This is a genomic window from Pseudomonas sp. GM21 (assembly GCF_000282215.1).
In the GTDB taxonomy this organism is placed as follows: Bacteria; Pseudomonadota; Gammaproteobacteria; order Pseudomonadales; family Pseudomonadaceae; genus Aquipseudomonas.
Map to the genome: position 1 here is coordinate 15,984 of NZ_AKJS01000115.1, position 12,578 is coordinate 28,561.

General features: G+C 59.0%; 10 protein-coding genes. 8 read left to right on the forward strand and 2 right to left on the reverse strand.

All coding sequences use genetic code 11. The features are described from left to right. Positions 1-2: 2 nt before the first annotated feature. The 4 genes from PMI22_RS09835 (at position 3) to PMI22_RS09820 (ending at position 6,024) form a co-directional block, all read left to right on the forward strand. A complete protein-coding gene (locus PMI22_RS09835; protein ID WP_007947103.1) occupies positions 3-1,367 on the forward strand; it encodes a DUF1329 domain-containing protein in 1,365 nt (454 codons plus the stop codon). Positions 1,368-1,744: 377 nt separating this feature from the next. Continuing rightward, positions 1,745-4,483, forward strand: a complete 2,739-nt coding sequence (locus PMI22_RS09830; RefSeq protein WP_007947104.1) for a LuxR C-terminal-related transcriptional regulator — start codon at positions 1,745-1,747, stop codon at positions 4,481-4,483. Between the two features lie 84 nt (positions 4,484-4,567). Next, positions 4,568-5,209: an MBL fold metallo-hydrolase gene (locus PMI22_RS09825; RefSeq protein ID WP_007947105.1), complete on the forward strand. Its 642-nt coding sequence runs from the start codon at positions 4,568-4,570 to the stop codon at positions 5,207-5,209. A 116-nt stretch (positions 5,210-5,325) separates the two neighbouring features. Then, a complete protein-coding gene (locus PMI22_RS09820) occupies positions 5,326-6,024 on the forward strand; it encodes an OmpA family protein (RefSeq protein WP_007947107.1) in 699 nt (232 codons plus the stop codon). Positions 6,025-6,229: 205 nt separating this feature from the next. Here PMI22_RS09820 and PMI22_RS09815 read toward each other — a convergent pair whose 3' ends face one another. Beyond that, entirely contained in the window at positions 6,230-6,664 is a 435-nt protein-coding gene (locus PMI22_RS09815; RefSeq protein WP_007947108.1) for a YhcB family protein, read from the reverse strand. 144 nt (positions 6,665-6,808) lie between these two features. On the opposite strand from PMI22_RS09815, the gene PMI22_RS09810 reads away from it, so the two are divergent. The 3 genes from PMI22_RS09810 to zapE all read left to right on the forward strand — a co-directional run bounded on the left by PMI22_RS09810 (position 6,809) and on the right by zapE (position 10,019). Continuing rightward, a complete protein-coding gene (locus PMI22_RS09810; RefSeq protein ID WP_007947110.1) occupies positions 6,809-7,453 on the forward strand; it encodes an alpha/beta hydrolase in 645 nt (214 codons plus the stop codon). 24 nt (positions 7,454-7,477) lie between these two features. After that, positions 7,478-8,833 (forward strand): tryptophan--tRNA ligase, encoded by a 1,356-nt coding sequence (locus PMI22_RS09805; protein ID WP_007947111.1) that lies wholly within the window; start codon positions 7,478-7,480, stop codon positions 8,831-8,833. Between the two features lie 91 nt (positions 8,834-8,924). Beyond that, positions 8,925-10,019, forward strand: coding sequence for a cell division protein ZapE (gene zapE / locus PMI22_RS09800; protein ID WP_033049434.1), 1,095 nt, complete (start codon positions 8,925-8,927; stop codon positions 10,017-10,019). 182 nt (positions 10,020-10,201) lie between these two features. On the opposite strand, the gene PMI22_RS09795 is transcribed toward zapE, so the two are convergent. Further along, positions 10,202-11,098 (reverse strand): GlxA family transcriptional regulator, encoded by an 897-nt coding sequence (locus PMI22_RS09795; RefSeq protein ID WP_177323438.1) that lies wholly within the window; start codon positions 11,096-11,098, stop codon positions 10,202-10,204. Positions 11,099-11,341: 243 nt separating this feature from the next. Between PMI22_RS09795 and PMI22_RS09790 the strand changes: the two genes are divergently transcribed. Beyond that, complete coding sequence (locus PMI22_RS09790; RefSeq protein WP_007947114.1) at positions 11,342-12,478, forward strand: acyl-CoA dehydrogenase family protein; 1,137 nt, start codon at positions 11,342-11,344, stop codon at positions 12,476-12,478. Positions 12,479-12,578 lie beyond the last annotated feature (100 nt).

Genomic DNA, 12,578 nt, shown 5'->3' on the forward strand with positions numbered 1-12,578 from the left:
ATATGAAAATAACAAAGAGTCTGTTCAAAGCTGGTGTTCTGGGGCTTTCGCTGCTGGCGACCAGTGTGATGGCGGCGGTCCCTGCGGCCGAAGCCGACAAACTGGGCAAGAGCCTGACCCCGATGGGCGCCGAGATGGCGGGCAACGCCGACGGTTCAATTCCATCCTGGAAGCCAATGGCGAAAAACATCGGCACCGTCGACAGCAAAGGTTTCCTGTCCAACCCGTACGCCAATGAAAAACCACTGTTCACAATCACCGCGCAGAACGTTGAGCAGTACAAAGCCAAGCTCGCCCCGGGCCAGTACGCGATGTTCAAGCGTTACCCGGAAACCTACAAGATTCCGGTTTACCCGTCCCATCGTGGTTCCACTGTGCCGGCGGACGTGTTCGCTGCCATCAAGAAAAACGCCACCGATACCAAGCTCGTATCCGGCGGCAACGGCCTGGAAAACTTCGAAACCGCGATCCCGTTCCCGATCCCCCAGAGCGGCATTGAAGTCATCTGGAACCACATCACCCGCTATCGCGGTGGCAGCGTGACACGTCTGGTAAACCAGGCCACACCGCAGCCGAACGGTTCGTACAGCCTGGTGTACTTCCAGGATCAGTTCGTGTTCCGCGACAAGATGAAGGACTACGATCCGAAAAACCCGGGCAACATCCTGTTCTACTTCAAGCAGAAAGTGATCGCGCCGGCACGTCTGGCCGGTGGTGTGCTGCTGGTGCACGAAACCCTCGACCAGGTGAAAGAACCACGTTCAGCGTGGGTCTACAACGCCGGTCAGCGTCGTGTGCGTCGTGCTCCACAAGTGTCCTACGACGGGCCGGGTACCGCCGCGGATGGCTTGCGTACCTCGGACAACCTGGACATGTTCAACGGTGCGCCGGATCGCTACGACTGGAAGCTCGAAGGCAAGAAAGAGATGTACATTGCCTCGAACAGCTACAAGCTCGATTCGCCTACCCTCAAGTACGACGAGATCATCAAGGCCGGTCATATCAACCAGGACCTGGCACGTTACGAGTTGCGTCGGGTCTGGCATGTGGTGGCCACCTTGAAAGAAGGCCAGCGTCACATCTACGCCAAACGTGACTTCTACATCGACGAAGACACCTGGCAGGCTGCAGTGATCGATCACTACGACGGTCGTAATCAGCTGTGGCGTGTGGCAGAAGCGCACGCCGAGGATTACTACAACGTTCAAGTGCCGTGGTACGCCCTGGAAGCCCTGTACGACCTGCAATCGGGTCGCTACCTGGCGCTGGGTATGAAGAACGAAGAGAAGTCCGCTTATGACTTCGGCTTCACCGCTACCACCAGCGACTTCACACCGGCGGCACTGCGTCAGGACGGGGTTCGCTAACCTGCACTGAACAGAGGTCGCCTGCTCGAAAAACGCCCCGACTGGTTCGGGGCGTTTTTTTTGGAAGTTCATAAAATTCCAGGTAGCAGCTGCCGAGCCTGCGAGGCTGCGTCCGGCTGCGGAGCAGTCGTGAAAGCTGATTACGCGGTCTGCCCGAAACACCGCGGTGACCTATTTGACGACTGCTGCGCAGCCGGACGCAGCCTCGCAGGCTCGGCAGCTGCTACGAGTCAAGTGTGGCTATCTGGATTGGCCGCAGCGTCTGCTCGGATACTTTTTGTAGCCATTTGTAGCAATTACCTTCATTCGCTATCCGTTTACCGCTAGTCTGCGGACATCTGCAACGCCGCCATTCGCAATTCAAACAAGAGCCGGCCATGACTGATCTGTCCCCACACCCGGGCCCTGCAAACGTATCCATCGCTGCATTGGACGGGCGCTTTTTTCGGCCCCCGCTGCCCGACGGCCATGTGCTGCGGCCTCGCCTGTGCGAGCGCCTGAGTGCCGGCCTCGGTGGCAGGCTATTGCTGGTCAGCGCACCTGCCGGGTTCGGCAAGAGCTCATTGGCGGTGGAGTTCTGCCAGGGGCTGCCGGCCCATTGGCAAAGTCTGTGGTTGGGATTGAGCTCTCGAGACAGCGATCCGGGGCGTTTCCTTGAGCGGTTGCTCGAAGGGCTCCAGGATTACTTTCCGACACTGGGCAGCCAGGCGCTGGGGCTGCTGAAAATGCGCCAGCGCCATCAACCGTTCGCTTTTGAAGAATGGCTGGACGGGTTGCTGGACGAGCTGGCGATCTACCTGTCGCCGAGTACGCCTTTGCTCTTGGTGCTCGATGACTATCATCTGGCGCAAGGCCCGGTACTCGATCGTTGCCTGCAATTTTTCCTCAATCATTTGCCTGATGGCTTGCTCGTCATGGTCACCAGTCGACAGCGCCCGGATTGGCATCTGGCGCGTCTGCGGTTGTCGCGCCAACTGCTCGAACTGCATGAACAAGACCTTCGAATGACCCATGATGAAGCGCTCACATTGCTTGATCGCCACAGCAGTTCCTTGCGGGGCGAGGCGCTGGAAAGTCTGATTGAACGCAGTGAAGGCTGGGTCGCGGGTCTGCGATTCTGGCTACTGGCGGCTTCCGAGGCAGGCAGTGAAGGTGCATTGCCGCAGTCGCTGCACGGTGGGGAAGGGCTGATCCGTGATTACCTGCTGGAAGAAGTCATCGATTGCCTGCCGGCCGAAGTGCAGCAATTCCTTTACGACACGGCACCTCAGGAACGTTTTTGCAGCGAGCTCTGCGATGCGGTTCGCGAAGCCCATGACAGTGCCGAAATTCTGCGTTTCCTTCAGGCACACCAGGTATTCCTGGTACCGCTGGATGAACACGGCCACTGGTACCGCTATCACCATCTGTTTTCCGACCTGCTGCGCACTCGGCCCACCGCCCAGACGATAGTGCCGGCCGCCAGCCTGCATTTGCGTGCGTGTCGCTGGTTCAATGCCCAGGGGCTGCTCGATGAAGCGGTGGAGCAGGCGTTGCGTGCCGGGCATCTGGACGTTGCGGCGAACCTGGTGCAAAACCTTTCGGAAGAACAACTGCTGGCCGAGCAGAACGCCGGCATGTTGCTGCGCTGGAAAATGGACTTGCCCGACAGCTTGCTGATCAGCACACCCAGGCTGATCGTGCTCTACAGCTGGGCGCTGGGGATGGCCTGTCAACTGGATGCGGCGGAGGAACTGGCTGCCCATTTGAGCCGCTTCCTGCCGGCCCCTTCCGCCACCGCGCAGAAGTCGATGCTGGCGCAGTGGCTTGCCCTGAGGGGCATCATCGCCCGGGGGCGTGGCAACCGCGAGCAGACGCTTCTCTATTGCACTGAAGCGTTGCAAAGCCTGCCGGCCAAACGCTACGGACAACGTCTGATGTGTCTCTCGACCCTGTCCAACCTGGCCATCGCCGACGGCGATTTGTGGCGTGCGCGCAGTTTGAACCGTGAGTCGCTGGAATTGGCGCAGCGGGTCGGCAATCCGTTGTTTGAAGCGCTGGCCCATTACGACCGCGCCCGGGTATTGCAGGCACGCGGGGAAATCCTGCGCTCGTTGCAAGAGGTTCGTCAGGGACTGCAACGCCTGCAAGGGTTATCCGCGCAACGACTTTATGCCATACGCGCTCGCCTGACTTTGTACGAGGGGCTCTTGCTGGCCTTGCGCTTGCAACCACAAGCTGCGCGAGTCCGTTTGCAAGCCGGTTTGAGTGAGGCTCGCGCCTGTCGCGATATCAGCGTATTGATCGGTCATTGCGTGATCGCGCGGCTTGAAGGTAACAGCGGCGAGTTCGCCAACGCCTTCGCCGAATTGGCTGAAGCCGAGCGCCTGATGCACATCTGGGACGTGCCGCCCATTTACTATCTGGCGATGATTACCATGGTCAAATGCGAGCTCTGGCTGGCCCAGGGCCGCACCGATCTGGCCGAAGCCTGGCTCTCCCGGTTGGGGCAGACCTATAACGGCGAGCACCCGGCAGCACCGCCCGAATTCCATCCCCAGCTGCCGTTGCATATCGAATTGCAACAAGCCTTGCTGGACGTCATTCAGGGGCAGCCAATGCTGGCCGAAGGCCGCTTGAATACGCTGCTTGAGCATGGGCAGCAAACGGGGCGGCAGATGCTCAGTGCCATGGCGCTGACTCAGAAAGTGGCCCTGTTACTCGTCAGTGGGCGTGAGCCCGAAGCCCGCAAGGTGCTGGCACAGGCATTGGATGCGTCGACCGGCGGCGCCTTGCAACCGTTCGAGGGGTTGCTGGCTGAACACCCGGACTGGCTACGTGGGCAATTGCAACTGGTTGCTCCGACGGCTGTTTCGCAGAGTCTCGTCGAACAACTGCCGGTCCTGATCACTCGCCCGGTATTGGAGTCGTGTTCGGGGGCAGAGCAGCTCAGTGCGCGTGAACAGGCGGTTCTGCAACTGATTGCCCAAGGCTGTTCGAACCAGCAAATCAGCGATCAACTGTTCATTTCGCTGCATACGGTGAAGACCCACGCCAGCCATATCAACAGCAAGCTGGGGGTTGAGCGGCGCACGCAGGCGGTGGCACGGGCGAAAGAATTGGGACTGCTCCGGTAGTCTGTTCAAGATTGGCCTGGCGCTTAAAAGACTGCTGCAGTTTTGTGCCAGAATTGCCCATCTCTGATTTTCGAGCTTGTTCCGATGACCCAGCCACCCAGTCTCATTCGCGAAACCTTCCCCGTCGGCCCTTTGCAGTGCAACTGCACCATCATCGGCGACCCGATCAGCAAAAAAGCGATCGTGGTCGACCCGGGCGGCAATCACGAACTGATCCTGGCGCGCCTCGATGCCCTGGGCTTGAAGGTGGTCAGCATCATCCATACCCACGCGCATCTGGATCACTTCCTGGCCTCCGGTCAGTTGAAGGAGAAAACTGGCGCCACCCTGCACCTGCATAAAGAAGATCAGTTCCTCTGGGACAATCTGGAGATGCAATGCCAGATGTTCGGTGTGCCTTACACGCCCGTGCCACCGCCGGATCGCTGGTTGGCCGATGACGAAGAACTGGCCTGCGGTTGCGGTGTAGCGTTGCACACGCCGGGTCATACACCGGGTTCCATGAGTTTCTGGTTTTCAGAAGCCAAGCTGCTGATTGCCGGTGACACGCTGTTTCGGCGTGGAGTAGGGCGCACGGATTTGTGGGGCGGCGATCAGGCGACCATCGTGCGGTCGATCAAGCAGCGGTTGTATACGCTCGACGAAGAGGCGACTGTGGTCACCGGCCATGGTCCGGACACGCGTTTGGGCGATGAAATGCGCGAGAACCCGTTTGTGCGGGCTTGATTTGTAACACGTTTTTCACGCGGGGAATTTTTGACTTGTGCGATGATCCAACCACGCGCAAAGGTCCAATGCTTAAGTCCGTTGCACCACAGAATGCAAAAAAAGTAGGAGCTCTAATGTTCACCACGCGTCGTTTGATTATTGTCGCTACCGCAGTGGCCTTGCTGTCTGGCTGTGCCGCACCTGGCCCTTACGATAACCAGAGCCAGGATACTGGCGGCTCTCAGGGTATGAGCAAAACCGCTAAATATGGTGGTCTCGGTGCTTTGGCCGGTGCTGTGGCGGGTGCCGCCATTAACCATGACAACCGTGGAAAAGGCGCGCTGATCGGCGCAGCGGTGGTGGGGGCTTCCGCCGCCGGTTACGGCTACTACGCCGACCAGCAAGAGAAAAAGCTGCGTGCCAGTATGGCCAACACCGGCGTTGAAGTGCAGCGTCAGGGCGATCAGATCAAACTGATCATGCCAGGCAACATCACGTTCGCCACCGATTCGGCGAACATCGCCCCAAATTTCTATCAGCCGTTGAACAGCCTGGCGGGCTCGCTCAAAGAGTTCAACCAGAACCAGATCGAGATTGTCGGCTACACCGACAGCACCGGCAGCCGCCAGCACAACATGGACCTGTCCCAGAATCGTGCACAGAGCGTGGCGACTTACCTGACGTCGCAAGGCGTGAGCGGTGCCAACCTTTCGGCTCGCGGTGCCGGCCCGGATAACCCGATTGCCAGCAACGCTGATACCAATGGTCGGGCACAGAACCGTCGCGTTGAAGTCAACTTGAAAGCGATTCCGGGTCAGCAGTATCCTCAGTAATACCAGTTTTACCTTTACCAACCTGACTGAACCCCAGGCGTAAAAAAAGAGCCCGCCCGATCCTCAACAGATCGGGCGGGCTTTTTTGTGACTGTGGGGGCGAGCCTGCTCGCGATGAGGCCGGCGCAGACAACTAAATCATCAGCAATAAAAAGCCCCCGGACAATCACTCGTCCGAGGGCTTTTTGTACAGTCCGAAACCTGATTACTTCTTCAGGCCGTAATGCTCGTCGAGCATGCCCGGCGCGTTCGGGGTCTTGGGCGCGTAGTCGCGAGGAGGCTCCTGGTTGCGCGGCGGTGTCAGGCGTTCGCGTGGGGCCGCTGCCGTATCGGCTTGCAGAGAGGCCAGCAAGCGTTGACGAGTCTGCTCGTCCAGGGCCAGTCGGTTTGCGCCGTCAGCGAGATGATCCTGCACTTCCTGATAGCTCTGAGTCATTTTCTTGACCAAGGTTGCAGTGCTGTTGAAGTGGGTGACCACCTCGTTCTGATAACTGTCGAAACGTTCCTGTATGTCATCCAGTTGACGTTGCGTGCTGCTGGGCACGGCACTCGGCACCAGGCGAGCGATCAGGAATCCAATGGCGACACCCACAACCAGGGCAAGAGTCGGTAACAACCAAACTAAGAGCGAGTGTTCCACGAGTCCTTCCTCTATAAACGGCTTTGCTTTACGTTAACGGCTCGAACCTGCGCTGTATACCGCGATTCACTCGCAATAGATTGGCACAGACAATTTGCTAGACGAGTCGACCCGATTCGAGGTCACGGAGTTCCTTCCTTGCTTATGCGCGAAACCCCTGTAGTGATTGATGGCCCGGTCGGCCAACTGGAAGCTCTGCTTCTGGAAAATAAGAGCCTGGATAATGAGCAGCCGCGCGGCTTGGCGCTAATCTGCCATCCCAATCCGGTGCAGGGCGGCACCATGCTCAACAAAGTTGTCTCGACCCTGCAGCGCACCGCGCGCGACGCCGGTTTGATTACCCTGCGGTTCAACTACCGTGGCGTCGGTGCCAGTCAAGGCGCACACGACATGGGCACTGGTGAAGTCGACGATGCTCAAGCCGTCGCCGAATGGCTGCGGGCCAGACACCCGGACTTGCCACTGACGCTGTTGGGTTTCTCCTTCGGCGGTTTTGTTGCAGCAAGTCTCGGCGGACGCCTGGAAGCCAAGGGCGAAACACTGAAACATTTGTTTATGGTCGCCCCTGCGGTCATGCGTCTGGGCGATCAGGATCAACTGCCGCACCAAAGCGAGTTGACCCTGATCCAGCCGGAAACCGACGAAGTGATCGATCCGCAGCTGGTTTACGACTGGTCCGAAAAACTCGAGCGCCCCCATGAGCTGCTGAAAGTGGCAGAATGCGGACACTTTTTTCATGGCAAGCTGACCGATCTCAAGGATCTGATCCTGCCGCGTCTTTCGAATTGATTGCAGTCTGACAAGCGATTACCCATGACGACTCGTACCCGTATCCTCACCGGCATCACCACCACCGGCACGCCACACCTGGGCAACTACGCCGGCGCCATCCGCCCGGCGATCGTCGCCAGCCGTGACAGCAATGCCGATTCGTTCTATTTCCTGGCCGACTACCACGCCCTGATCAAATGCGATGACCCGCTGCGCATCCAGCGCTCGCGTCTGGAAATCGCCGCGACCTGGCTGGCCGGTGGCCTGGATGTGGACCGCGTGACGTTCTATCGCCAGTCCGACATTCCGGAAATTCCCGAGCTGACCTGGCTGTTGACCTGCGTCGCCGCCAAGGGCTTGCTCAACCGTGCACACGCCTACAAGGCTTCGGTGGACAAGAACGTCGAGACCGGCGAAGACCCGGACGCTGGCATCACCATGGGCTTGTACAGCTACCCGGTGCTGATGGCTGCAGACATTCTGATGTTCAACGCGCACAAGGTGCCGGTCGGTCGTGACCAGATCCAGCACGTGGAAATGGCCCGCGACATCGGCCAGCGCTTCAACCACTTGTTCGGTCAGGGCAAAGAATTCTTCACCATGCCCGAGGCGCTGATCGAGGAAAGCGTCGCCACGCTGCCAGGCCTCGACGGTCGCAAGATGTCGAAGAGCTACGACAACACCATCCCGTTGTTCAGCAGCGCCAAAGAGATGAAGGACGCGATTTCGCGGATCGTCACCGATTCGCGCGCGCCGGGCGAAGCCAAGGACCCGGACAATTCGCACCTGTTTACGCTGTTTCAAGCGTTCGCTACGCCGACGCAGTCCGAGGAGTTCCGCAGCGAACTGTTGCAGGGCCTGGGCTGGGGCGAGGCGAAGAACCGTCTGTTCCAACTGCTGGACAGCGAGCTGGGCGAATCCCGCGAGCGTTATTACCAACTGATGGAACGTCCGGCGGACCTGGAAGACATGCTGCAGATCGGCGCCAAAAAGGCCCGTGCCGTGGCCACCCCGTTCCTTAACGAACTGCGTGAAGCGGTCGGCTTGCGTTCTTTCGTGGCGCAGACTCAAGTCGCCGCTACCACCAAGAAAAAAGCCGCGAAAGCCGCACGCTTCGTCAGCTTCCGTGAAGACGACGGCAGCTTCCGCTTCCGTCTGCTGGCGGCCGATGGCGAGCAACTGCTGCTGTCGCGCAACTTCGCCGACGGCAAAACCGCCGGGCAAGTGACCAAGCAGCTGCAAGCGGGCCAGCCTCTGGACGTGCGCAGCGAAGACCTGAGCTTCAGCGTCTGGCTGGAAGGCGAGTGCGTGGCAAACAGCCCGACATTCACCGACAGCGCAGCTCGCGACGTTGCCATCGACGCCTTGCGCGTTGCGCTGACGCCGGTTCAGGAATAAATCAGCGGCTCGTCCCGACCAAGGGCCGATTGCCATTCTCCGGGGCCGTCGCTACAGTGACGGCCCGTTTTTGTTGCCTTGCTAACGAATTATGACGCCCCTAGAACGATATCAAGCTGATCTGAAGCGCCCGGAATTCTTCCACGATGCTGCGCAGGAAACTGCTGTGCGCCATTTGCAGCGCCTGTACGACGATCTGGTCGCGGCCTCGCAGAACAAGCCGGGTCTGCTCGGCAAGCTGTTTGGCAAGAAAGAGCAGGCGCCGGTCAAGGGCCTGTACTTCTGGGGCGGCGTGGGTCGCGGCAAGACTTACCTGGTCGACACCTTCTTCGAAGCGCTGCCGTTCAAGGAAAAGACCCGAACTCACTTCCACCGCTTCATGAAGCGTGTGCACGAAGAGATGAAGACCCTCGGCGGCGAGAAAAACCCGCTGACCATCATCGCCAAGCGTTTCTCCGACGAGTCGCGAGTGATCTGCTTCGATGAATTCTTCGTCTCCGACATCACCGATGCCATGATCCTCGGCACCTTGATGGAAGAGCTGTTCAAGAACGGCGTGACCCTGGTCGCGACCTCGAACATCGTGCCGGACGGTCTGTACAAGGACGGCCTGCAACGCGCGCGCTTCCTGCCGGCCATCGCGCTGATCAAGCAGAACACCGACATCGTCAACGTCGACAGTGGCGTCGATTACCGCCTGCGTCATCTTGAGCAAGCGGAGCTATTCCACTTTCCGCTGGATGACGCCGCTCAGGACAGCCTGCGCAAGAGCTTCCGCGCGCTGACGCCGGAATGCACGGCCGCAGTCGAGAACGACGTGCTGATGATCGAGAATCGCGCCATCCGCGCCGTACGCACATGCGATGACGTGGCCTGGTTCGACTTCCGCGAACTGTGCGATGGCCCGCGTAGCCAGAACGACTACATCGAGCTGGGCAAGATCTTCCACGCCGTGTTGCTCAGCGATGTCGAGCAGATGAGCGTAACCACTGACGACATCGCCCGTCGCTTTATCAACATGGTCGACGAGTTTTACGACCGTAACGTCAAACTGATCATTTCTGCCGAGGTTGAGCTCAAAGACCTCTACACCGGCGGCCGCTTGAATTTCGAGTTCCAGCGTACGCTCAGCCGACTGCTGGAAATGCAATCTCACGAATTCCTGTCCCGGGCGCACAAGCCGTAGGACTTATTCGAAATACAAACAAGGGCCTGCAGATGCAGGCCCTTTTTTTGTGTGCCGGGTCTAATCGTTCCCACGCTCTGCGTGGGAATGCCGCCATGGACGCTCCGCGTCCGCTTCGAATATGACGCGGAGCGTCACGCGATGCATTCCCACGCGGAGCGTAGGAACGATCGGTCTGTGGATTAAGCGGCTTGCTGAAACTGCTGCCGATACTGGTTCGGCGACAACTCGGTGTGCTGACGAAAGAGCCGAGCAAAGAAGCTCGCATCGTCGTAACCGACCTCGTAACTGATGGTCTTGATGCTCTTGCGGCTGGCGGACAGCAGGCCCTTGGCGGTTTCGATGCGCAGTCGTTGCAGGTAATGCAGCGGCTTGTCCCCGGTCGCGGTCTGGAAGCGGCGCATGAAGTTGCGGATGCTCATGCCGTGTTCGCGGGCTACGTCTTCGAAGCGGAACTTGTCGGCAAAATGCTCTTCGAGCCAGTGTTGGATCTGCAGGATGATCACATCCTGGTGCAACTTCTGGCCGCCAAAACCGATACGGCCCGGGGAATAGCTGCGCTGTACTTCGTAGAGGATATCCCGCGCCACGGCTTGCGATACGTTGGCGCCGCAGAAACGCTCGATCAGGTAGACGTAAAGGTCACAGGCCGACGTCGTGCCGCCGGCGCAATACAGATTGTCGGCATCAGTCAGGTGTTTGTCCTGTTTGAGGTGAACCTGAGGAAAGCGCTCGGCGAAGGCGTTGAAGAAACGCCAGTAAGTGGTCGCTTCCTTGCCATCGAGCAGCCCCGCCTCGGCCAGCCAGAACACCCCGGTCGCCTCGCCGCACAACACCGCCCCACGGGCGTGTTGTTCGCGCAGCCATGGCAAGACCTGCGGATAACGTTTGCAGAGCGTGTCGAAGTCATCCCAGAAGGCGGGGAGGATGATGATGTCAGTGTTTTCCAGGCCGCCGTCTACCGGAATGATCACATCGCTGAAGCTATTGACCGCCTTGCCATCGGGACTGACGAGTCGGATTTCGAACGACGGTGTCAGGCCTTGGCCCAGTTGTTTGCCATGGCGCAGGCTGGCCATGTGGAAAAAATCTTTGGCTTGCAGGAGGGTGGAAGCGAAAACCCGGTCGATCGCCAGGATGCTGACGCGCCGCAGGGGCGTGGAGACTTGCTTAGACATAATTCAACTTTATTTTTATAGGAGAAAGTGGTCATCAAACGGCTGGATCGTCTTATTTTTTGTCTGATGTGTCCAGTGTCCTGTGTCGAATGCGGGGCTTAGTCTCTGAAGATCAACTCATCTAACAATAACAACAGGTGCCGCATGATCCCCAGAACCTTGTTCAGCTCCGATCACGAACTTTTCCGTGACAGCGTGCGAACGTTCCTCGAGAAAGAGGCTGTGCCGTTTCATGGACAATGGGAAAAGCAAGGCTATATCGACCGCAAACTCTGGAACAAGGCAGGGGAGGCGGGGATGCTGTGTTCGCATCTGCCGGAGGAATACGGCGGGCTGGGAGCGGACTTTTTGTACAGTGCGGTAGTGATCGAGGAGGTCGGGCGCCTGGGGCTGACCGGGATCGGTTTTTCCCTGCATTCGGACATTGTGGCGCCGTATATCCTGCATTACGGCAGTGAAGCGCTGAAGCACAAGTACCTGCCGAAACTGGTGTCGGGCGAGATGGTCACGGCGATCGCCATGACCGAGCCGGGGGCCGGCTCCGATCTGCAAGGGGTGAAAACCACGGCGGTACTGGATGGCGATGAGTACGTCATCAATGGTTCGAAAACCTTTATCACCAATGGCTTTCTGGCTGACCTGGTGATTGTCGTGGCCAAGACCGATCCAAAGGCCGGCGCCAAGGGCACCAGCCTGTTTCTGGTGGAGGCGGGTACGCCGGGTTTCGACAAAGGCAAGCGTCTGGAAAAGGTCGGGATGAAGGCGCAGGACACTTCGGAGCTGTTCTTTCAGGACGTTCGGGTGCCCAAGGAAAACCTGCTGGGGCAGGCCGGGATGGGCTTCGCTTACCTGATGCAGGAATTGCCGCAAGAGCGTCTCACCGTGGCCATCGGCGGGCTTGCGTCGGCTGAAGCGGCGTTGCAGTGGACGCTGGACTACACTCGCGACCGCAAGGCGTTCGGCAAGGCCATTGCCGATTTCCAGAACACTCGCTTCAAACTGGCGGAGATGGCGACCGAGATCCAGATCGGCCGGGTTTTCGTCGATCGCTGCCTGGAACTGCACCTGCAAGGCAAGCTGGATGTGCCAACGGCGGCGATGGCCAAGTATTGGGGCACGGACCTGCAATGCAAGGTGCTCGACGAGTGCGTGCAGTTGCATGGCGGCTATGGCTTTATGTGGGAATACCCCATCGCCCGGGCATGGGCGGATGCGCGGGTGCAGCGGATCTATGCCGGCACCAACGAGATCATGAAGGAGATTATTGCGCGGTCGCTGTAATGCTGCGTGATCGTTCCCACGCTCTGCGTGGGAATGCCGCCATGGACGCTTTGCGTCCGCTTTGGAAGTGACGCGGAGCGTCACGGGATGCATTCCCACG

What these genes read in the sequence shown, in the direction of transcription:
- PMI22_RS09835 (WP_007947103.1), top strand. Translation starts at nt 3, where the DNA reads ATGAAAATAACAAAGAGTCTGTTCAAAGCTGGTGTTCTGGGGCTTTCG.
- PMI22_RS09830 (WP_007947104.1), top strand. Translation starts at nt 1,745, where the DNA reads ATGACTGATCTGTCCCCACACCCGGGCCCTGCAAACGTATCCATCGCT.
- PMI22_RS09825 (WP_007947105.1), top strand. Translation starts at nt 4,568, where the DNA reads ATGACCCAGCCACCCAGTCTCATTCGCGAAACCTTCCCCGTCGGCCCT.
- PMI22_RS09820 (WP_007947107.1), top strand. Translation starts at nt 5,326, where the DNA reads ATGTTCACCACGCGTCGTTTGATTATTGTCGCTACCGCAGTGGCCTTG.
- PMI22_RS09810 (WP_007947110.1), top strand. Translation starts at nt 6,809, where the DNA reads ATGCGCGAAACCCCTGTAGTGATTGATGGCCCGGTCGGCCAACTGGAA.
- PMI22_RS09805 (WP_007947111.1), top strand. Translation starts at nt 7,478, where the DNA reads ATGACGACTCGTACCCGTATCCTCACCGGCATCACCACCACCGGCACG.
- zapE (WP_033049434.1), top strand. Translation starts at nt 8,925, where the DNA reads ATGACGCCCCTAGAACGATATCAAGCTGATCTGAAGCGCCCGGAATTC.
- PMI22_RS09795 (WP_177323438.1), bottom strand. Translation starts at nt 11,098, where the DNA reads ATGGCCAGCCTGCGCCATGGCAAACAACTGGGCCAAGGCCTGACACCG.
- PMI22_RS09790 (WP_007947114.1), top strand. Translation starts at nt 11,342, where the DNA reads ATGATCCCCAGAACCTTGTTCAGCTCCGATCACGAACTTTTCCGTGAC.